The sequence below is a fragment of the Glycocaulis alkaliphilus genome (assembly GCF_004000605.1).
Lineage (GTDB): Bacteria > Pseudomonadota > Alphaproteobacteria > Caulobacterales > Maricaulaceae > Glycocaulis > Glycocaulis alkaliphilus.
Genome location: NZ_CP018911.1, coordinates 1818156 through 1838533, shown reverse-complemented (window position 1 = coordinate 1838533; position 20378 = coordinate 1818156). Strand labels below are relative to the sequence as shown.

At 63.2% G+C, this 20378-nt stretch carries 19 protein-coding genes; 16 read left to right on the top strand and 3 right to left on the bottom strand.

What is annotated here, in order from left to right:
• The first annotated feature begins 30 nt into the window (after window positions 1-30).
• The 15 genes from rpsB (at window position 31) to lpxB (ending at window position 14639) form a co-directional block, all read left to right on the top strand.
• Window positions 31-852 (top strand): 30S ribosomal protein S2, encoded by an 822-nt coding sequence (rpsB, locus tag X907_RS08755; RefSeq protein ID WP_127567141.1) that lies wholly within the window; start codon window positions 31-33, stop codon window positions 850-852.
• Between the two features lie 34 nt (window positions 853-886).
• Window positions 887-1828 (top strand): translation elongation factor Ts, encoded by a 942-nt coding sequence (gene tsf, locus X907_RS08750; RefSeq protein WP_127567139.1) that lies wholly within the window; start codon window positions 887-889, stop codon window positions 1826-1828.
• A gap of 78 nt (window positions 1829-1906) precedes the next feature.
• Window positions 1907-2662, top strand: a complete 756-nt coding sequence (gene pyrH / locus X907_RS08745; RefSeq protein ID WP_373870270.1) for a UMP kinase — start codon at window positions 1907-1909, stop codon at window positions 2660-2662.
• Between the two features lie 7 nt (window positions 2663-2669).
• Complete coding sequence (gene frr, locus X907_RS08740; protein WP_127567138.1) at window positions 2670-3236, top strand: ribosome recycling factor; 567 nt, start codon at window positions 2670-2672, stop codon at window positions 3234-3236.
• A 43-nt stretch (window positions 3237-3279) separates the two neighbouring features.
• Window positions 3280-4002 carry an isoprenyl transferase gene (locus X907_RS08735; RefSeq protein WP_127567136.1) on the top strand — a complete coding sequence of 241 codons (723 nt, stop codon included), beginning with the start codon at window positions 3280-3282 and terminating at the stop codon, window positions 4000-4002.
• Window positions 3999-4826: a phosphatidate cytidylyltransferase gene (locus X907_RS08730; RefSeq protein ID WP_170175398.1), complete on the top strand. Its 828-nt coding sequence runs from the start codon at window positions 3999-4001 to the stop codon at window positions 4824-4826. Before X907_RS08735 ends, X907_RS08730 begins: the two co-directional genes overlap by 4 nt.
• Complete coding sequence (dxr, locus tag X907_RS08725; protein ID WP_127567132.1) at window positions 4827-6026, top strand: 1-deoxy-D-xylulose-5-phosphate reductoisomerase; 1200 nt, start codon at window positions 4827-4829, stop codon at window positions 6024-6026.
• 6 nt (window positions 6027-6032) lie between these two features.
• A complete protein-coding gene (locus tag X907_RS08720) occupies window positions 6033-7232 on the top strand; it encodes a M50 family metallopeptidase (RefSeq protein ID WP_127567130.1) in 1200 nt (399 codons plus the stop codon).
• Window positions 7233-7266: 34 nt separating this feature from the next.
• Window positions 7267-9639 carry an outer membrane protein assembly factor BamA gene (gene bamA, locus X907_RS08715; protein WP_127567128.1) on the top strand — a complete coding sequence of 791 codons (2373 nt, stop codon included), beginning with the start codon at window positions 7267-7269 and terminating at the stop codon, window positions 9637-9639.
• Between the two features lie 4 nt (window positions 9640-9643).
• Window positions 9644-10252 (top strand): OmpH/Skp family outer membrane protein, encoded by a 609-nt coding sequence (locus tag X907_RS08710; RefSeq protein ID WP_233352269.1) that lies wholly within the window; start codon window positions 9644-9646, stop codon window positions 10250-10252.
• A gap of 11 nt (window positions 10253-10263) precedes the next feature.
• Window positions 10264-11319, top strand: a complete 1056-nt coding sequence (gene lpxD / locus X907_RS08705; protein ID WP_127567126.1) for a UDP-3-O-(3-hydroxymyristoyl)glucosamine N-acyltransferase — start codon at window positions 10264-10266, stop codon at window positions 11317-11319.
• 24 nt (window positions 11320-11343) lie between these two features.
• Window positions 11344-11817 (top strand): 3-hydroxyacyl-ACP dehydratase FabZ, encoded by a 474-nt coding sequence (fabZ, locus tag X907_RS08700; RefSeq protein WP_127567124.1) that lies wholly within the window; start codon window positions 11344-11346, stop codon window positions 11815-11817.
• Window positions 11814-12605, top strand: coding sequence for an acyl-ACP--UDP-N-acetylglucosamine O-acyltransferase (lpxA, locus tag X907_RS08695; RefSeq protein ID WP_127567122.1), 792 nt, complete (start codon window positions 11814-11816; stop codon window positions 12603-12605). The genes fabZ and lpxA overlap by 4 nt, the downstream gene beginning before the upstream one ends.
• 5 nt (window positions 12606-12610) lie before the next feature.
• Window positions 12611-13456, top strand: coding sequence for an LpxI family protein (locus X907_RS08690; protein WP_127567120.1), 846 nt, complete (start codon window positions 12611-12613; stop codon window positions 13454-13456).
• 13 nt (window positions 13457-13469) lie between these two features.
• Complete coding sequence (lpxB, locus tag X907_RS08685; protein ID WP_127567118.1) at window positions 13470-14639, top strand: lipid-A-disaccharide synthase; 1170 nt, start codon at window positions 13470-13472, stop codon at window positions 14637-14639.
• 3 nt (window positions 14640-14642) lie between these two features.
• Here the strand turns inward: lpxB and gltA are convergent, their stop codons facing one another.
• Together gltA and gltX are read right to left on the bottom strand one after the other, a co-directional pair.
• Window positions 14643-15947 (bottom strand): citrate synthase, encoded by a 1305-nt coding sequence (gene gltA / locus X907_RS08680; RefSeq protein WP_127567116.1) that lies wholly within the window; start codon window positions 15945-15947, stop codon window positions 14643-14645.
• A gap of 32 nt (window positions 15948-15979) precedes the next feature.
• The gene (gltX, locus tag X907_RS08675) at window positions 15980-17428 is read right to left on the bottom strand and encodes a glutamate--tRNA ligase (protein ID WP_127567114.1); all 1449 of its coding nucleotides are present in this window, start codon (window positions 17426-17428) and stop codon (window positions 15980-15982) included.
• Between the two features lie 55 nt (window positions 17429-17483).
• Between gltX and X907_RS08670 the strand changes: the two genes are divergently transcribed.
• The gene (locus X907_RS08670; protein WP_127567112.1) at window positions 17484-19640 is read left to right on the top strand and encodes a ComEC/Rec2 family competence protein; all 2157 of its coding nucleotides are present in this window, start codon (window positions 17484-17486) and stop codon (window positions 19638-19640) included.
• 27 nt (window positions 19641-19667) lie between these two features.
• On the opposite strand, the gene lexA is transcribed toward X907_RS08670, so the two are convergent.
• Entirely contained in the window at window positions 19668-20339 is a 672-nt protein-coding gene (gene lexA / locus X907_RS08665; RefSeq protein ID WP_127567110.1) for a transcriptional repressor LexA, read from the bottom strand.
• Window positions 20340-20378: the final 39 nt, after the last annotated feature.

The following is a 20378-nucleotide window of genomic DNA, read 5'->3' as shown; positions in this document are numbered from 1 at the left end:
GCGGAGGCCAACCGGAAAAGGAAAATCGATATGGCCCTTCCTGACTTCTCCATGCGTCAGCTCCTTGAAGCTGGTGCGCACTTCGGTCACCAGACCCACCGCTGGAACCCCAAGATGCGTCCGTTCATCTTCGGTGAGCGTTCCAACATCCACATTATCGACCTGTCGCAGACGGTTCCGCTGCTCCACCAGGCACTGGTGAAGGTGCGCGAAGTGGCGGCCAATGGCGGCCGCGTCCTGTTTGTCGGCACCAAGCGTCAGGCGTCCGAGCCGGTCGCACAGGCCGCGCAGCGCTGCGCGCAGTACTATATGAACCATCGCTGGCTCGGCGGCACGCTGACCAACTGGCGCACGATCTCGATCTCCATCGCCCGCCTGCGCGAGCTGGAAGGCATTCTCGATCAGGATGGCGGCCCGCAAGGCCTCACCAAGAAAGAGATCCTGATGCTCACGCGCGAGCGCGAGAAGCTGGAGCGTTCGCTCGGCGGCATCAAGGAAATGGGCGGCACGCCGGACCTTATCTTCGTGATCGATACCAACAAGGAAGCGATCGCCATCCAGGAAGCCCGGCGTCTGAACATCCCGGTCGTGGCCGTGGTGGATACCAATTGCGATCCCGATCCGGTCGATTTCCCGATTCCCGGCAATGATGACGCGGCCCGCGCCATCGCGCTCTACTGCGACCTCGTCGCCGATGCGGTGCTGGACGGCATTTCCGACAGCCAGGCGTCGCTGGGCGTCGATATGGGCGCTGCAGTAAACCCGGCGGTCGAGCCTGCGCTGACAGAAGACGCCCCCGAGGCGCAAGCCGAGGCTGCTGCGGAACCCGCCAGCGAAGACGCCAAAGCCTAAGTCGAACGACACAAAAAATAACAGGAGACTCCCCATGGCCGAGATCACAGCCGCTCTCGTCAAGGACCTGCGCGAACGCACCGGCGCGGGCATGATGGACTGCAAGAAGGCGCTCGCTGAAACCAATGGTGACGTCGAGGCAGCCATTGACTGGCTTCGCAAGAAGGGCCTGTCCAAGGCGGCCAAGAAAGCTGACCGCGTAGCGGCCGACGGCCTTGTTGGCGTTGCCTCTGCGGCACGCGGCAATGGCATGGCGGCAGCTGCCGTCGAGGTGAATGCCGAGACCGACTTCGTGGCCCGTAACGAGCTGTTCCAGGCCGCCGTCACTGAAATCACCGCGCTGGGCATCGATGCCGATAATGTCGATGCGCTGCGTCAGGCCAAGACGAAGTCTGGCGAGACGGTTGAGGACAGCCTGACCAGCCTGATCGCCAAGATTGGCGAGAACATGTCGCTGCGCCGTGTGTCAGCGCTTTCGGTCGAGAACGGTGTGGTGGCCAGCTATGTCCATAACGCCGCCGCTGACGGGCTTGGCAAGATCGGCGTGCTGGTCGCGCTTGAATCGACGGGTGACAAGGCTGTTCTGGCCGAGCTTGGCCGCAAGGTCGCCATGCACGTTGCCGCCGGTTCGCCGGCTGTGGCGCTGGCGGTTGATGTGGACGAGCTGTCTGCTGACGTCATCGAGCGTGAGAAAGCGGTCTTCGCCGACCAGGCCCGCCAGTCGGGCAAGCCGGAAGCCATCATCGAGAAGATGGTCGAAGGCCGCCTGCGCAAGTTCTACGAAGAAGTCGTGCTTCTCAAGCAGGTCTTCGTCTTTGATCCGGATCTGACGGTTGAAGGCGCCATCGCGGCGGCAGCCAAGGATGCGGGCGCCCCCATCAAGCTGACGGGTTTTGTCCGCATGGTGCTGGGTGAAGGCGTGGAGAAGAAAGAAGAAGATTTCGCTGCCGAAGTGGCCGCACTCGGCAAATCGTGATCTGAATATCTCCGGCGGCTGGACCATCCGGCCGCCGGAACAGCTTTACAGGACGGAGCAACGATACCCGTGAGCGAGATACCCGCCGACGCCCGCCCGGTTCCCTCCGGACCCTATCGCAGGGTCCTTTTGAAGGTTTCCGGCGAGGCGCTGATGGGCGATCAGTCCTACGGGATCGACATGAACACGGCCGAACGCATTGCCGAGGAAGTCGGCGCTGCGGTGAAGGCCGGTTATGAAATGTGCCTTGTAATTGGCGGCGGGAATATTTTCCGTGGCCTGCAGGCAGCCGCCAAGGGCATGGACCGGGCTGCAGCTGACTATATGGGCATGCTGGCAACCGTCATGAATGCGCTGGCCATGCAGACGGCGCTGGAACGCCGGGGCGTGCAGACGCGTGTGCAGTCCGCTATCCCGATGACGACGGTGTGCGAGCCCTATATCCGCCGCCGGGCCGTGCGCCACATGGAAAAGGGCCGGGTGGTCATTTTCGCGGCCGGAACCGGCAATCCGTTCTTCACAACTGATACGGCGGCGGCGCTGCGGGCAGCCGAAATGGGCTGTGACGCCCTGTTCAAGGGCACGCAGGTCGATGGCGTTTATTCGGCCGATCCCAAGAAGGATCCGAACGCCGAACGCTATGACCAGCTGGACTATCTTGATGTTATCGCGCGCGACCTGAAAGTGATGGACGCATCGGCGGTGACCCTGATGCGCGACAACCAGATACCGATTGTGGTGTTTGATATCCAGAAGACGAATGGTCTGGCCGATGTGCTTGACGGGCGGGGCGTTTGCACCGTGGTCGGGCCCAAACCGGCACAAAAGAGGTGAGGACAGTATGAGCAAGGCTGGCGATTTTAGCCTGAAGGATATCGAGCGCCGCATGGACGGTGCTGTTGAGGCGCTGAAGAAGGAGTTTGGCGGGCTTCGCACCGGACGCGCCAGCATCGCGCTGCTCGATCCGATCAAGATTGATGCCTATGGCAGCCTGACCCCGATCAACCAGGTCGGCACGGTGTCGGTCCCGGAATCGCGCATGCTGTCGGTTCAGGTCTGGGACAAGAATCTGGCGCCAGCGGTGGACAAGGCGATCCGCAACTCTTCGCTGGGCCTTAATCCGGTTGTTGAAGGCACGCTGATCCGCATCCCGATCCCGCCGCTCAATGAAGAGCGCCGCGCCGAGCTGGCCAAGACGGCTGGCACGTATGCCGAGCAGGCGCGCGTGGCAGTGCGCAATGTGCGCCGGGACGGTATGGAAGCGCTCAAGCGCGCCGAGAAGGACAATCTGATCAGCGAGGACGAGCACAAGCGCTTTTCCGATCAGGTCCAGAAGGCCACCGACCATAATATCGCCGCGATCGACGAGCTGCTTAAGGCCAAGCAGGAAGAAATCACGCAGGTCTGATTGCCTGCTTGCTGTCTGACAGGTCCGGGGAGGACTGTTTGCGATGTCAGCTGAACCCGGTGGCCAAATCCCGGTGCCGCGCCACGTTGCCGTAATTATGGACGGGAACGGGCGCTGGGCGTCCGCGCGCGGCCTTCCGCGCGCCATGGGGCACCGGCAGGGTGTGGAGGCCGTCCGCGCGCTGGTACGTGGTTCGGCTGATCTGGGCGTGACCCATCTGACCCTTTTTGGCTTTTCGACCGAGAACTGGCGGCGCTCCTCCGAGGAAGTCAGCACGCTGTTTGACCTGCTCAAGCAATTTGTCGACGCCGATCTGGACGATCTGGCACGCAATGGCGTGCGGGTGCGTATCCTGGGCAGCCGACAGGGTCTTTCGCGAGACATTCTGGACATTATTGACCGCGCGGAGGCGCGAACCGCTTCCAATTCAAGATTCAATCTCAATGTGGCGTTCAACTATGGCGGCCGTGACGAAATCGTCCGGACAGCCAAAGCGCTGCTGGCAGAGGCTCAGGCCGGCGCCCTGCAAGGCGAGATTGACGAAAAGGCTTTCGCCGCGCGCCTTGATACCAGCGGCCTGCCTGATCCTGACATGATTATCCGAACCAGCGGCGAGATGCGCATATCCAACTTCCTGCTATGGCAGGGTGCGTATTCAGAGCTGGTTTTCATGGATGTTTTGTGGCCCGACTTTTCGGTGGACCACATGAAGGAGGCGATCGCCATCTACCAGGCGCGCAACCGGCGTTTCGGCGGCCGCCCGTGAGTCTGCTGGCCCGCCTTCCCGGACCCAGAGACCCGGTATTCCTGCGCCGGCTGGCATCGGCTCTCGTGCTCGCACCGCTGGCTCTGGGGCTGGTCTGGCTTGGCGGCTACCCGTTCGCCATCTTCGTCGCTGCCTTCTCGGCCGCCATGGCGTGGGAATGGGTGCGCATGTCGGACCGGGATGCGCCGCCGCGCGCCTTCTCAATCGCTACGGGCACAGCCGTTGGCGCGGTTCTGCTGGCCGCCAATGGCGAATGGGTCTGGTGCGCCGTCTGGGTGCTGGCTGGTGCGGCGGGCGCGTATCTGGACCGCCGCAGGCGGGGCAGGGCGTGGGAAGCGCCGCTGGGCCTCATCTATGTCGCGAGCGCGGCGAGCATCCTTGTTGGATTGCGCGCGGCGGATGGCGGGCTCGGCGCCTTGTTGTTCCTGCTGGCTGTGGTCTGGGCGGCCGACACATTTGCCTATCTGGCCGGCACCTGGCTGGGCGGACCGAAACTTCTGCCCGCCGCCAGCCCCAACAAGACGTGGACCGGGCTGGTGGCCGGGGTCGGATGCGGCGCGGCGGCCGGTGTTCTGGTGGCAGGCATGTGGGGGCTGGACCCGGCCTACGCGCTGGCGGCGGCATTGCCGGCTGCGGGCATGGCTGTTGCAGGTGATCTGGTAATGTCACTCGCCAAGCGCCGGTTTGGCGTGAAGGATGCAGGCACGCTGATCCCCGGCCATGGCGGGGTGCTGGACAGGGTGGACGCCTTGATGCTCGCGACTGTTTTTGCCGGCCTTTTTTCCCTTCTGGCACCTGCCGGATGGCCGGGCGGGAGCTTCTAGATGACGCGCAGCGTTTCCATTCTGGGGGCAACGGGCTCGGTCGGGCTGGCGACGCTTGACCTCATAGCGGCAGCACCCGCCGGGCAGTACGCCGTCACGGCCCTGACGGCCAATACCCGCGCGGCAGAGCTCGCAGAGCTGGCCTTGCGCTTCCGTCCGCGCTTCACGGCGCTTTCTGATCCACGCCAGGCCCATGTGCTGGAGGCCGCTCTGGCAGGCTCTGGCCTGCAATGGGGTGCTGGCGCGTCAGCTGTTGCCGAGGCCGCTTCGATGGACGCGGACTGGACAATGGCCGCCATTGTCGGTGCTGCGGGGCTGGCGCCTACACTGGCGGCGGTAAAACGCGGCAAGGTTGTCGCGCTGGCCAACAAGGAAGCGCTTGTCTGTGCCGGGCCGCTTTTCATGGAAAGCGCGCGCCTTTCCGGTGCAACGATCCTGCCGGTCGATTCCGAACATAACGCGATCTTCCAGGCTCTCGGGGGGAGCGATGCCGCCAGCGTGCGCCGGATCATCCTGACCGCATCGGGCGGCCCGTTCCGTAATTCCAGCCTTGAGACCATGGCGCGCGCCAGCGTGCGCGACGCCGTTGCGCATCCCGTCTGGTCGATGGGCGCCAAGATTTCCGTGGATTCGGCGACGATGATGAACAAGGGGCTGGAGGTGATCGAGGCTTGCCACCTCTTCGCCCTGCCGCCAGAGAAGGTGGATGTGATCGTTCACCCGGAATCCATCGTTCACGGGCTCGTGGAGCATCAGGATGGCGGCCTGCTGGCCCAGATGGGCACGCCCGACATGCGAACCCCGATTGCCCATGCGCTGGGCTGGCCGGATCGCATGGAGACGCGCGTTTCACGTCTTGACCTGCCGGCTCTGGGCACGCTGACCTTTGAAGCGCCCGATCCGCAGCGTTTTCCGGCACTGGATCTTGCGCGCGCCGCGTTCCGCGAAGGCGGCGCGAGCCCGGTCATCCTGAACGCTGCCAACGAGATCGCTGTCGATGCCTTTCTGAATGGTCATGTCGGCTTCCTTGACATCGCCGCAATCGTTGCGGACTCTCTGGAGCAGGGTGAGGGGGTAGCCAGAGGTTCTTTGACCGACTTCGATACGGTATACGCGGCAGACGCTGCAGCGCGCGAGCTTGCAGTATCGCTGGTAAAGGCGCGCGCGCGGCGCAGCGCCAGCCTCGCACAGGGAGCATAAGGCAGCGTGACGGACTTGCTTGGATCGGGACTGCTCAGCGTCGCGGCCTTTGTGGCCGTGATTTCCTTTGTCGTGGTCATCCACGAACTGGGACATTATCTCGCCGGCCGGTTTTTTGGTGTTCACGCCGAGGTGTTTTCGATCGGCTTCGGCCCGACGCTTGCCAGCTGGCACGACCGCAAGGGCACGTTGTGGCGGGTGGCCGGATTGCCGCTCGGTGGGTATGTCCGTTTTCTCGGCGATTCCGATGCAGCAAGCGCGCGCGACCACGAAACGCTTGAGCGCCTGCGCGCTGCTCGTAGCGACGCGGACAAGGTTTTTCATTTCAAGCCGGTATGGCAGCGCGCGATTATCGTGCTGGCCGGTCCGGTGGCCAATTTCCTGCTCGCCATCGTGCTGTTTGCCGCACTGGGCATGGTACGCGGCGATGTAACGATCGAGCCGCGCATTGGCATGGTGGAAGCGGGTAGCCCCGCCGAAGATGCCGGCTTTCAGCCCGGTGATCTGCTGCTCACCATTGATGGTCAGCGCGCCCGCACTTTTACCGATCTCTCGCAAGCGGTCATGACGCGGGCAGGACAGCCCATGCGTTTTACGGTGGAGCGGGACGGCGGGGAGCTGGCCCTGGAGGCCACGCCGCGCCGGCAGATGCGTGATGACGGGCTCGGCGGTACGCGGGCATTCGGTTATCTGGGCGTCGGCCTGTCGCGCGATGCCGAAATTGTCCAGCGCCGGTTCGGGCCCATCGAGGCAATAGGCCATGGCGTCACGCGTACGGCCGATATTTCAGTAACAATTGTTGACTACATGGCGCGCCTGGTCACGTTCCGGGCGTCGTTCGAGCACATTAACGGTCCGCTGGGAATCGCCACTACGGCGGGGCAGATTGCCAATACCGCTGTCAGCGATCCCGGCGCGCAGGAAGGCGCAAGCTATGATCTGGGGGCCGCACTGGCACGGCTTCTGACGAGCCTTGTCCTGCTGGCCGGTCTGTTGTCGGTAGCGATCGGTTTGATGAACCTCCTGCCAATCCCGGTTCTAGACGGTGGCCACCTTGTGTATTACGCCTACGAAGCCGTGGCGAAACATCCACCCAGCCCTTCGGTTCAGTCGCTTGGCCTCAAGGCCGGTCTGGGGCTGATTCTCGGGCTGATGGTTGTCGCCACTTGGAATGATTTGAGTTATCTGGTTGGCCTCTTCTCATGATGGCTGGCAGAACGGGACTAGGGTGGTGCAGTCAATGAAGTTTTTCGTCTGGACGATAGCGGCCCTGGCGTTCCTGTGCTCACCGCTGGCCTATGCCCAGCCGGCCCAGGAGCAAGCGCCCCAGCTGGATGCGCAAAGCCTGCAGGAAGAGCAGGGGCCTGTGCGGGTCATGCAGATTCTTGTTGAGGGCAATCAGCGCGTCGAAGCGGACACGATCCTGTCCTACATGCTGGTGCGGCCGGGCGATGTGGCTGATCCGCGGCTGATCAATCTGTCGATGCAGACGCTGTTTGCGACCAATCTGTTTGCGGATGTCCGCGTAGGCATTGAGGGGTCTACGCTCGTCATCTTCGTGCGCGAGAATCCCGTCATCAACCGGGTCGTGCTGGAAGGTAACCGCGCGATCAATAACAGCCGCATTACCGACGAGATCCAGCTCCAGCCGCGCGCCCTGTTCACGCGGGCCCGCGTGCAGGCCGACGTCCAGCGTATCCTTGAGATCTATCGCCGCTCTGGCCGTTTCGCCGTGCAGGTAAACCCGCAGATTGTCGAACTGCCTCAGAACCGGGTCGATCTCGTTTTCGAGATTTCCGAAGGCCCGACGACCGGGGTTCGGCGGATCAATTTCGTGGGTAACCGCGCCTTTTCCGACCGCCGCCTGCGCAGCGAAGTCGTAACCAGCGAAGCGCGCTGGTGGCGTTTCTTCAGCTCCAATGACAATTACGACCCGGACCGTCTGGAGTTTGACCGCGAACAGCTGCGTGAATTCTACGCTGACCGTGGATATGCCGATTTCCGTGTGAGTTCGGCCATTGCCGAGCTGGTGCCTGACCAGTCCGGTTTCTACATCACCTATACGGTCGACGAAGGCCAGGTTTATAATTTCGGAGAGATCACGGTCACGACCGAGATTGAAGATCTCAGCTCCGAGTATCTTGAAGCGATCGTCTCTACCCGTCCGGGAAGCCTTTATGTCGGCAGCCGGATTGAAGAATCCGTAGATACGCTGACGTTCGCCGCCGGTGCCGCCGGGTATGCGTTTGTTGACGTTCGTCCGCGGGTGCGCACGAACCGGGAAACCCAGACGGTCGACATTGAGTACGTCATCAATCCGGCGCCTCGCGTATATATCGAGCGGATCGATATTCTGGGCAATTCACGTACCCTCGACCGGGTGATCCGGCGCGAGCTGGAACTGGTTGAAGGCGACGCCTTCAACCAGGTGCTGGTGAATCTGTCGCGTCAGCGGGTGCGGCGCCTCGGCTTCTTTGAAAATGTTGAAATTACGCCCGTGCAGGGGAGCAGCGCTGACCGTGCGCGGCTGCAGGTGAATGTGACCGAGCAGCCTACAGGCGAGCTCGCCTTCGGCGTCGGTTACTCTTCGACGGACTCCTTCCTTGTCGATTTCTCGGTGTCGGAGCGCAATCTGCGAGGCCGCGGCCAGTTCCTGCGTTTTCGTGTCTCTGAAAGTTCGCGCCGCCGCCAGATCGATATCCGTTTCACCGAGCCACGCTTCCTGGACAGAAATCTTGCGGCCGGCTTCGACCTGTTCCAGGTGCGCTCCAATTTCTCTCAGGAAGCGTCCTTTGAAACCGAATCGACGGGCTTCAGCCTGCGTACGGGCTTCCCGCTCACTGCTTCGGTAGAAGGCGGGTTGAATTTCACACTGCGTAATGACGAGGTGCGCACCTTTGCCGGTGTATCCAGCGCCATTGCCCGTGCGGCGGGCTCGCGCCTCACCTCTCTCGTGGGCTATTCAGTGGCCTGGAACCGGATCGACGATTTCCGCCGCCCGACGAACGGTTTCCAGATGAGCCTCAATCAGGAAATTGCCGGCTTCGGCGGCGATGTGCGCTATGTGCGCACTGAAGGGCGCGGCGCCATCTACCGCAATGTCTTCCGCTCCGATATTGTCCTCAGCCTGACGGGCGAGACGGGCCTGATACTGGGCTGGGGCGGGGATGATGTGCGCATCAATGACCGCTTCTTCAAGGGTGGTAACTCCTTCCGCGGGTTCGAGACGGCGGGTATTGGCCCGCGTGTCGTACAACGCAATACGGAGGGAGAGCTGATCCGCGGAGACGCGTTGGGTGGCAATTTCTACGCTATCGGCGCGCTTGAGCTGGGCTTCCCGCTGGGTCTGCCCGAGCAGTATGGCGTCCGCGGAAGCTTGTTCACCGAGTTCGGGACGATGGGCATCCTGCCTTCAGTTGACCAGATTGCTGACGTAGGCGGGACAACATCGGCCTTCACAATCGACGAGCTGGCACCGCGTGTGTCGGTAGGCGTCAGTATTTTCTGGGACTCGCCGTTTGGTCCGGTGCGTTTTGACTTCGCCGAAGCCTTGGTCCATCAAGAGTATGACCGCCGTGAGTTCTTCCGTTTCAGCACAAGTACAGGGTTCTAAAACAATGACTTTCCAACCCAGCCAGATTGCCAGCAAACGCATGCGCGCGTTCTTTGCCGGTATTGTTCTTGCCCTTGGCACGCTTGGCGCTGCCCACGCACAGAACATTCTGGTCATTAACGAAGAGACCATCCTTACCGAGAGCCAGGTCGGCCAGCATATTGCCAGCCAGCTGGAGGTTATCGGCCGCGAAATCCAGACTGAACTGGAAGCCGCTGCCCAGCCTCTCACCCAGGAAAACGAGGCCCTGCAGGCTGAAACCTCGGCGCTGAGCCAGGATGCCATCCAGCAGCGTCCGGATCTGATGCAGCGCATTCAGCAGCTGCAGCAGAACGCCCAGCAGCTTGAGCGCCTGCGCCGGGTCCGCCAGCAGGAGCTGGTGGCGACGGAGCGTCAGGCACTTCAGCCGGTTCTGCAAACCCTGCAGACTGTGCTTCAGGAACTGGTGAACGAGCGTAGCGCCACGGTCCTGCTCGACCGTTCGCAGGTTGTCTATGCTGCTGACAGCATTGACGTTACCGCGGCAGTGATCGAGCGGCTGAACCAGCGTATCCAGACCACGCCGGTGACGCGTGTTCGCGCACCAGAGGGTGGCAGCGGCAACGGTCAGTAGACGTTAGTCCGGTGGCTGTTGACCCTCGGTTCTACCGGCCTGCCGGAACGCTGTACGCGAAGGACATTGCCGGTGAGCTCCATGGCGAGCTCACCGGCAATCCCGTTTGTGAGGCTGTCGATGTCGCGTCGGCCAGCGCGCCATCAGCCGGAGCACTTGTTTTTGCCGACGCTGCAAAGCTGCCTGACGCTCTCGCGGCGCATGCTGGTGTCATTATCGGCAATGCTGGCGCGCTCCAGGATGCGGTGTTGCACCCGCAGGCTGCCTTCATTGCCGTAAGGCATCCCAAAGCGGCCTTTGCGGCTATCGCCAGCAGGGTTGTAGCGCCCCGCGAAAACGCGCCGGGCCGTGCCATTCACCCGTCTGCGGTCATCGCGCCTGATGCGGTTGTCTGCGCCGGTGCTTGTGTCGGTGAAGGTGCCCGTATCGGGGCAAACTGTCATATCGGTCCGAACGCCGTTATTGGAACCGGCGTCGAGATCGGAGACGGGACGCGCGTGTCTGCTTGCGCGGTGATCGGGTTTGCCGTTATCGGGCGTAATTGCCGTATCGGTCCGGGCAGTGTGATAGGCGAGGCCGGATTCGGGCTGGCACCTGGCCCTTCCGGGCTGGTGGAGCTGCCCCATTACGGTCGGGTGATACTGGGCGACGATGTGCGTGTGGGCGCGAATTGCACGATCGACCGGGGCATGTTCGGTGACACGGTCCTGCGAGATGGGGTCAAGCTCGATAATCTGTGCCATATCGCGCATAATGTGGATGTTGGCGAGCACACGCTCATGGCGGCGTTCGCAGGCGTTTCCGGCAGCGTGAAGATCGGGCGGGGCGCCCAGTTCGGCGGACGTGTCGGGGTCGTCGACCATGTCACGATAGGTGACGGGGTGCGGCTGGCGGCAAACGCGTCACCTGCCGGAAATGTGCCGCCGGGAGAAACATGGGCGGGGCAGCCTGCTCAACCCATCCGCGGCTGGCTCAGGGAACTCGCTATCCTGAAACGCCTGGCTACGCCCAAGGGACGTTCTGGCGGTCGCGGCGGCAACAGAGACGATGACAAGCCGGGCGGGTAGCCCGGCCGCTCACAAGGGGGATCAATGACCGACGCAAGCCATATGATTGGTCCGGACGAGATACTCGCCCGCCTGCCGCACCGTTTTCCCTTTCTGATGGTTGATCGCGCCCATAGCTATGTGGAAGGCGAGTCCATCGTCGGTATAAAATGTGTCTCGGCGGGCGAGCCCTATTTCCAGGGGCATTTCCCTGAAAATCCCGTCATGCCGGGCGTGTTGATGATCGAAGCTTTGGCCCAGACCGGCGCGCTGCTGATGTCCAAGACGCTGGACGCCGACATAGCCAATACGCTGATCCTGTTCATTGGCGTGGACCGTGCCCGCTTCCGCAAGCCGGTCCGGCCGGGCGACGTGCTCGACATGCCGGTACGTGTGCTGGCCAATCGCCGCGGGCTGTTCCGTTTCGAGGGCGAAGCCCGGGTCAATGGCGTGAAGGTGGCCGAGGCGGAGTTCTCGGCAACTTCGGCGCAGCGCCAGTCTCAAGGAGAGCCATCTTGACCACGCGTATTCACCCGTCTGCCATTATCGAGCCGGGCGCCGAGCTGGGCGAGGGCGTAGAGATCGGTCCCTTTTGCCAGATCGGCCCGAAGGTGAAGATCGGCGACCGCACCCGTCTGATCTCTCATGTCAGTGTGCTGAACCAGACCGAGATCGGGGCCGATTGTGTGGTGCATCCCTTCGCGGCGCTAGGCTCGCCGCCCCAGGATTTCAAATACAAGGGCGGTGATGTCAGCCTTGTCATCGGTGAGCGCAATACGCTGCGCGAACACGTCACCATGCATCTGGGCACCGAGACCGCCCGCGGCACGACGCGTGTTGGCTCTGGCGGCTATTTCATGGTGGGCGCCCATGTCGGCCATGACTGCATCGTCGGCGACAATGTCGTGTTTGCCAATAATGCAACGCTGGGCGGTGAGGTGGTCATCGGCGATTTCGTGATCATGGGCGGCCTGTCCGCGATCCATCAGAAATGCCGTGTCGGGCGCTACGCATTCGTCGGCGGCGGCGCCCCGGTAACGGGTGACATCATCCCCTATGGTATGGTCGATAATCACGGGTATCTGGCGGGGCTGAACCTTGTCGGTCTCAAGCGCAGGGGCTTCTCGCGAGACCTGATCCACGATCTGCGCGCAGCCTACAGGCTGGTCTTTGCCGCCGAGGGCGCGTTCTCCGAACGGGTGGAGGACGCCAGCCGCCTGTTTGAACATCGCCCTGAGGTGATGGAAATCATCAATTTCGTGAAGGCACCGGCTGCCCGCCCGCTTTGCGGCCCGGAACAGGGCTAGCAGCCATGAGCAGCGGCTGGACACGCTTGGGCCTGATAGCAGGGGGCGGCGCCTTGCCGCGCCTGGTGGCGCAGGCCTGTGCTGCTGATGGACGGCTGGGCTGTGTGATCGCCCTGCAGGGGTTTGCTGACCCCGCCGGGTTCGACGATCCCGTTGTCAGAACGATTGGCCAGTTTGGTCATGTCGTGAAGGATCTGCACGCTGCCGGATGCGATGCCGTCTGCTTTGCCGGGATCGTGACGCGGCCTGATTTTCGCAGCTTCGTGCCGGACATGGAGGGTGCGAAGCTTCTGCCCCGGCTGCTGGCCGCAGCGGTACGCGGAGATGATGCGTTGCTGCGCGTCGTGGTGAAAGCGTTTGAGGATCACGGCCTGCAGGTCGTCGGTGCCGATGAGCTCTCTTCCTCCCTGCTGGCCCCTTCCGGTGTGATTGGCGGCGATGTGGATGTGGAGGCGCACCGGCAGGACATCGACAAGGCGATGCAGATGGCAGCGGCGATAGGCGTTCTCGATGCCGGGCAGGGGGCGGTCGTATGCGAGGGGCTGGTGCTTGCGCTGGAGGCGCAGGAAGGCACCGACGCCATGCTGGAGCGCGTTGCCGGCCTGCCGGAGACTATTCGCGGCACCCGCCAGACGCCGCGCGGCGTTCTCGCCAAACGGCCCAAACCGCAGCAGGAGCGCCGCATAGACCTCCCCGTGGTGGGCGTGGCCACCGTGGAGCGCGCCGCGGCCGCCGGGCTTGCCGGCATCGCCGTTGAGGCTGGTGCGGCGCTGATACTGGGACGCGAAGCCGTTGACGAGGCCGCGCGCCGTCACGGCATTTTCGTCGTTGGCGTTTCTGCACATAGCTGAACGGACATATCTGATGAACCCGGCAGACCGGCCCTTGCGCGTCTTCATCGTTGCCGCCGAACCGTCTGGCGACATGGTCGGTGCCGAACTGATCCGTGCGCTGCGTGCTTCGGGGGCCAATGTTGAAATCGCTGGCGTTGGCCGTGAGGCCATGGCGGCTGAGGGCGTGAACACCGATATTGATCTCTCGGCGCTGTCGGTTCTGGGCCTGTTTGACGGATTACGCGTTTGGCGGCTGGTGCATGAGCGCGCGGAGGCGTGTGCCCGCGCCGCGGCGGAATTTCGCGCCGACCAGATTGTACTGATCGATTCCTGGGGCTTTATGCTGCGTGTCGCGTGGAAAGCGCGCGAAGCATGCCCCGGCGCGCGGATCGTGAAGTATATCGGCCCGCAGGCCTTCGCGACCCGGCCAGGCCGGGCCAAGGCGCTGGCGAAGGCGGTCGACAATCTGCTCGCCATTCACCCCTTCGACCCGGACTATTTCGAGCCCTACGGCCTGCCTACAATCGTCGTTGGCAATCCGGCACTGGAACGTGACCTGACGGGTGACGGTGCCGGGTTTCGCCGCCGCCATGACATAGCGGCGCAAGCGCGCGTGATGCTGGTCCTGTTTGGCAGCCGAAAGGCGGAGGTGGAACGCCTGTTTGATGATTTTGCCGGCACGGCTGAAGCGCTGGCAAAAGACCGCCCAGACTTGCGCCTGGTGACGGTGGTGGCACCGTCGGTCGCGGAGTCTGTACGCAGCCGTCTTGCGAGCCGCGATGCGCTGTCCGGGATGATTGTGGCGGGTCCGGAAGAGCGGCTGGACGCGTTCGCTGCTGCTGATGCGGCGCTGGCCTGTTCAGGCACGGTCACGCTGGAATTGTCCCGCATGGGCGTGCCGGGCGTCGTTGCCTACAGGCTGGGGCCGGTCGCATGGACGATTGCGTGGAACTTCATGCTGAAGGCGCCCTATGTCAGCCTGGTCAATATCGCTGCCGGGCGTGAATTGCTGCCAGAGCGCCTGCAGACGCGCGCCGTGCCAGAGCATCTGGTGCCGGACATGGCAAAGCTGCTGGACGATGCCGGGCATCGCAAAGCGGTCTCTGCGGCCCTTGTGGAAACAACGAAACTGATGGCCGGACAAGGAGAGGGCGCGAGCGTCAATGCCGCCCGCGCCCTCATTCAACTCGGTCCGCTATAGTTTCTAGCGCTTGCTGACCGGCAGGTAGGCGCGCTCGGTGGCGCCGGTGAAGACCTGGCGCGGCCGGCCGATCTTCTGGGTCGGATCTTCAATCATTTCAGACCATTGAGCGATCCAGCCGACGGTGCGGGCCAGTGCGAAGAGCACTGTGAACATCTCGGTGGGGAAGCCCATCGCCCGCAGGGTGATGCCGGAATAGAAGTCGATATTCGGGTAGAGCTTTTTCTCGACGAAATACGGATCCTCGAGCGCGATGCGCTCCAGCTCCATGGCGACCTGCAGAAGCGGATCGTCCTTCACGCCCAGCTCGTCGAGCACTTCGTGGCAGGTGGTGCGCATCACTTTCGCGCGCGGATCGTAGTTCTTGTAGACGCGGTGACCGAAGCCCATCAGGCGGAACGGATCATCCTTGTCCTTGGCGCGCTTGATGTATTCGGGAATCCGCTCAACCGAGCCGATCTCTTCAAGCATGTTGAGCGCTGCTTCATTCGCGCCGCCATGGGCCGGGCCCCAGAGCGAGGCAATGCCGGCCGCAATACAGGCAAACGGATTGGCGCCAGACGAACCGGCGAGGCGCACCGTGGAGGTGGAGGCGTTCTGCTCGTGGTCGGCGTGCAGGATGAAGATGCGGTCCATCGCGCGGGCGAGCGTCGGGGAGACCTTGTAGTCTTCGGCCGGTACGGCAAAGCACATGCGCAGGAAGTTGGAGGCGTAGTCCAGCTCGTTGCGCGGGCTGATGAAGGGCTGGCCAACCGAGTATTTGAACGCGCGCGCCGCGATGGTCGGCATTTTGGCGATCATGCGGTGGCTGGCGATGGTGCGCGCCTTGGGATCATTGATGTCGGTGGAGTCGTGATAGAAAGCGGCCAGCGCGCCGACCGTTCCCACCATTACCGCCATCGGGTGTGCGTCACGGCGATAGCCGCGGAAGAACTGGTCGAACTGGTCGTGCAGCATGGTGTGACGGCGGATCGTCCAGTCAAACTCTTCCAGCTCTTTTGCAGACGGCAGCTCACCATGCAGAAGCAGATAGGAAACCTCGATGAAGGAGGAGTTCTCCGCCAGCTGGTCAATCGGGTAGCCCCGGTACAGGAGAATGCCCTCATCACCATCGATATAGGTGATCTGGCTTTCGCAGCTGGCCGTGGAGGTAAATCCCGGGTCATACGTAAATACGCCCGCGTCGCGGTAAAGCGTACGGATGTCGATGACATCGGGGCCAACCGAGCCGCCCAGAACCGGCAAATCAATCGTCTTGCCGTTAATGGTAAGCTGGGCGGTGCCCGTTTTTTCGGTCTTGTTCTTCATCGGTCCAATCCCTTCACATAATTCAGGTCGGTTCAGGCCGGGCGGGTGTGGTCATCCAGCCTGGCAATCGCTTCTTCCCGGCCCAGCAATGCCAGAACCAGGCTCATATCGGGCGCCGGGGCGCCTCCGGTCAGTACGGCGCGTAAAGGCTGGCCGATCTTGCCAAAGCCTACGCCCTCATCTTGCGCAAAGGCCTTGAGCAACTCGCCCAGAGCTTCGCTGTCCCAGTCATTGTGTGCGGCGAGCACGGCGCGCAGGCGGGAGAGCAGCGCGAGTGCCTCGGGAGACAAATGCTTGCGCGCCGTATCGTCAATGGTGAACGGGCGCTCACGGAGCAGAAAATAGGCCTGCGTTTCCATTTCGGCGAGTGTTTTTGAACGCTCTTTCAGCATATCCATGGCAGGCGTTAACCGGGCGTTCGCCACCGCGCCGCTGACCAGCCCTTCCTCGCCTTCCAGCCGCTCCGTCAGCAGGGCCAGAAGCCGCGCATTGTCCGCCTGTCTGATGTGGTGATGGTTCACAAACGCCATCTTGTCGAAGTCCAGCCGGGCAGGGGCCTTGTTCAGGCCTGCCAGCGAAAAGGCAGCAATGAGTTCGGCGTCGTTGAACAGCTCCTGATCGCCATGGCTCCAACCAAGCCGCGCCAGATAATTGCGCAGGCCTTCGGGCAGATAGCCCATCTCGCGATAGGCCTCGGCCCCCAACGCGCCGTGGCGTTTGGAGAGCTTCTTGCCATCGGGCCCGTGGATAAGGGGGATATGGGCGAAGACCGGCCGGTCCCAGCCCAGCGCATCGTAAAGCTGGGCCTGGCGGCCGCCATTCACCAGATGATCGTCGCCGCGGATGATGTGGGTGACGCCCATATCATGGTCATCAACCACGACAGCGAGATTATAGGTCGGGTTTCCGTCGGCGCGCAGCAGGATGAGGTCGTCGAACTCCTTGGCCGCCCAGCGCACGTCGCCCTGAACCGCGTCATGCAGCGTCACATCGCTGTCGGGTGCGCGAAAGCGGACGGTAAACCGCATGTCACCGGGCGGTGTGCCGCCATCGCGCCAGGGTGAACGCAGCGCGCGGCCTTCAGCGAAGGCTTCCTCGCGCAGCTTTTCCACTTCCTCGGGTGTGCAATAGCAGCGGAATGCCTTTCCTTGCGCGACAAGCTCTTCAGCGATTTCGCGATGGCGGTCTGCGCGCGCATGCTGGGAAACGGCCTCGCCATCCCATTCCAGCCCCAGCCAGTTCATGCCGGCCAGAATCGCGTCTACAGCCTCGGTCGTGGAGCGTTCACGGTCGGTATCTTCGATGCGAAGCTTGAACTGGCCGCCTGCCTGGCGCGCAAAAAGATAGTTGAACAAGGCCGTGCGCGCCCCTCCAATATGGAGGAAGCCGGTGGGTGAAGGCGCGAAACGCGTGATGATGTCTGATCTGTTTTGCACGTGCGAGATGTTGCTGCGCTGCGAAGGGAGCGGGATGATTAGCATGTTAGCGCGGTAAAGAGATAGTCTCACCGCTGAAGTGACAACACAGGGTGGCTGCATGCGCCGCTACATCCAGGCGGTCTGGACATCAATCCAGCGGGGGCGCAGCCCGGTTTCGGGCGCCGAGCGCGCGGCACTGAGCCGTCTTTTGCAGCCTGTATTGCCATCAAGAGCTGTCCGGCCGTCCGATCTGATCTTGTGGGCGCCGCTGGCCGCGGGGCTGGGTGCGGCAGTCTATCTTTCGGTTCCGGCAGAGCCTGGCAGCGTGCTGATCCCGGTTTTCTGGCTTGCCGCTTTTGCCTGCGTTCTGGCCGTCCCGCTTTTCACCGCCAAGCCGTCCCTGATGGCAGCGATCGTGCTGAGCGCCTGTGCGCTGGCCGGGCATGCCCATGTTCAGGGCAGGACGCTCTCGCTTGCGCCGCCCGTGATCGAGGTCAGTGACCGAGCCCGCACGGTTACAGGCTGGGTGGAGCGCATCGAACGCAGAGGCCGGTCGGGGCGCGTGCTGCTGCGCGTACAGACGCTGGAGCGCGCCGATGTGGCGCCGTTCCGGGTGCGCTTGCGGATCAACACCGAAACCCTGACCCCCGGCGACGGCATACGTATCAATGCTGTCCTGTCCCATCCGCGTGGGCCTGCGGCGGCGGGTGGCTATGACGGTGCGCGGGCGGCCTGGTATCAGCGGGTGGCGCTTGCCGGCTTTTCCATCTCACAGCCTCAGCCGGAAGAGATTGCCGGCGATGAGAGCGAGCGGGCATTTCTGGGATGGCGCTGGCGGCTGGCGCAGCGCATTTCCGATGCTGCCGGGCCGAACTCCGGACCGGTCATTGCCGCGCTGCTGACCGGGGAGCGCTCAGGCGTTACCGAGGCCCATGCGGAGGCGCTCAGGCTATCCGGGCTTGGCCATTTGCTGGCCATATCGGGGATGCATATGGCATTGCTGGCGGGCGGTATCTATTTCGCGGCGCGCTGGCTCATCGCCTCGATTGAGCCCTTCGCCCGCGCGCATGACCCGCGAAAGCCTGCCGCGCTGATCGCACTGCTCGCCGCCCTTGGCTATCTGCTGCTGTCTGGCGGGGCGATCTCCACCCAGCGTGCCTTCGTCATGGCTGCGGTCATGTTCACGGCGATATTGATAGGGCGAAGAGCGGTGTCGTTTCAGTCGCTTGCTCTGGCCGCACTCATCATCATCGCATTCAGCCCGCAAAGCGTGATCGAGCCGGGTTTCCAGATGAGCTTCGCCGCCACCGCCGCGCTGATCGCCGTCTATGAAGCCTGGCAGAGATGGCGGATGACACGCGATATGGCCGACTATGGCTGGTTTGCGCGGGTACAGGCCGCGTTTACAGGCCTTGCCGTTACCAGCCTGGTGGCGGGCAGCGCGACCGGGCTTTTTGCCGCCTTCCACTTCCAGCGCATGGCAGCCTACGGGTTTGGCGCAAACCTTCTGGCCATGCCGGTCTTCAGCTTCTGGGTCATGCCGGCGGGTGTCGTGGGGCTATTGCTGGCTCCCTTCGGGCTGGAAGGGCTGCCGCTCCTGGTGAGCGCGGCGGGCATGGACATCGTTCTTGCCATCGCCACGTGGACATCCTCGCTGCCCGGCGCGGCCATGCCGGCGCTGGCACCGGGCGGGATCGTGCTTGGCCTTTATGCGACCGGGTTTGCCCTGGCGACGCTGGGGCGCGGGCTGGTGCGAGTGGCGGGTGTCCCTTTTGCTGCCGGGGCGCTTGGCCTGTGGGCACTGCAATCGCCGCCCGACATGATGATCACCTCGTCGGGCGTACTCGTTTCGCGCAGCCTTTCAGCTGAGTCCGGTGAACCTGGAGACTGGCAGGTCAGCGACCGCCGCCGGGGCCGGTTCGAGACAGGCGTTCTCCTGCAGCGCGCAGGAACAGGGCTAAGCGCCGCGCCGCGCGGGGATTACGCGTGCGATCCGCTGGGCTGCCTTGTCGTCACGGCCGAGGGGCTGCGCGTAGCGGTCAGCGAGCATCCCGCCTCGCTGGAGGAAGACTGCGTACGCGCAGACCTGGTGGTCGCGCGCGGCACGGTAAGCGCCTGGCAGAAGCGCCGCTGCGCGGTGCCTGTTCTCGATGATGCGGCGCGGGCAGAGCTGGGCAGTGCCGAGTTCTGGGTCAGAGATGGCCGCATAATCCGCCTGCGCGGCGCCAATGATGGCAGTGCGGCCCGTGTCTGGGGGCGGGAGCGGGGCAGCTGACTGTCCGCCGCCGCCCGGACTCCCGGATCAGTGATAGCGGCGGATCAGCCCCACCAGACGACCCTGAACCTGCACCCGGTCGGGCCCGAAAATACGGGTCTCATAGGCCGGGTTGGCCGCTTCAAGAGCAATCGACCCGCCCTTGCGGCGGATGCGCTTGAGCGTGGCTTCCTCATTATCCACCAGCGCAACGACAATCTCGCCATTATTGGCCGTGTCTCCGCGCCGGATAATGACGTAATCGCCATCCAGAATACCGGCCTCGATCATGGAATCGCCCTCGACCTCGAGCGCGAAATGTTCACCCGACGAGACCATTTGGGACGGCACGCCGAAACGCTCGGTTTCGTGCTGGATGGCTTCGATGGGCACACCAGCCGCGATCTTGCCCAGAAGCGGCACATCCACCGAATCCGTCTCGACTTCACGGCGGGCAAAATTGCCGCTGACGACATTATCTGCGGCGCTTGCGCGCGGTGCGGAGGCATCCGGGAGCTTGAGCACTTCGAGCGCCCGGGCCCGGTGGGCCAGACGCCGAATGAAGCCACGCTCCTCCAGCGCGCTGACGAGGCGGTGAACACCGGACTTTGAAGCCAGCTGAAGCGCTTCCTTCATCTCGTCAAAGGACGGGGAAACGCCGTCTTCAGAGAGGCGCTTGTGAATGAAGAGCAGAAGCTCGTGTTGTTTGCGGGTCAGCATGAGGGGTCTGATCTCCAGGCGCAGCGGGAACAAAGCCAG

Coding starts and splice junctions, on each gene's coding strand:
- rpsB (WP_127567141.1), top strand. CDS start 31: ATGGCCCTTCCTGACTTCTCCATGCGTCAGCTCCTTGAAGCTGGTGCG.
- tsf (WP_127567139.1), top strand. CDS start 887: ATGGCCGAGATCACAGCCGCTCTCGTCAAGGACCTGCGCGAACGCACC.
- frr (WP_127567138.1), top strand. CDS start 2,670: ATGAGCAAGGCTGGCGATTTTAGCCTGAAGGATATCGAGCGCCGCATG.
- X907_RS08735 (WP_127567136.1), top strand. CDS start 3,280: ATGTCAGCTGAACCCGGTGGCCAAATCCCGGTGCCGCGCCACGTTGCC.
- dxr (WP_127567132.1), top strand. CDS start 4,827: ATGACGCGCAGCGTTTCCATTCTGGGGGCAACGGGCTCGGTCGGGCTG.
- bamA (WP_127567128.1), top strand. CDS start 7,267: ATGAAGTTTTTCGTCTGGACGATAGCGGCCCTGGCGTTCCTGTGCTCA.
- X907_RS08710 (WP_233352269.1), top strand. CDS start 9,644: ATGACTTTCCAACCCAGCCAGATTGCCAGCAAACGCATGCGCGCGTTC.
- fabZ (WP_127567124.1), top strand. CDS start 11,344: ATGACCGACGCAAGCCATATGATTGGTCCGGACGAGATACTCGCCCGC.
- X907_RS08690 (WP_127567120.1), top strand. CDS start 12,611: ATGAGCAGCGGCTGGACACGCTTGGGCCTGATAGCAGGGGGCGGCGCC.
- lpxB (WP_127567118.1), top strand. CDS start 13,470: ATGAACCCGGCAGACCGGCCCTTGCGCGTCTTCATCGTTGCCGCCGAA.
- gltA (WP_127567116.1), bottom strand. CDS start 15,947: ATGAAGAACAAGACCGAAAAAACGGGCACCGCCCAGCTTACCATTAAC.
- gltX (WP_127567114.1), bottom strand. CDS start 17,428: ATGCTAATCATCCCGCTCCCTTCGCAGCGCAGCAACATCTCGCACGTG.
- X907_RS08670 (WP_127567112.1), top strand. CDS start 17,484: ATGCGCCGCTACATCCAGGCGGTCTGGACATCAATCCAGCGGGGGCGC.
- lexA (WP_127567110.1), bottom strand. CDS start 20,339: ATGCTGACCCGCAAACAACACGAGCTTCTGCTCTTCATTCACAAGCGC.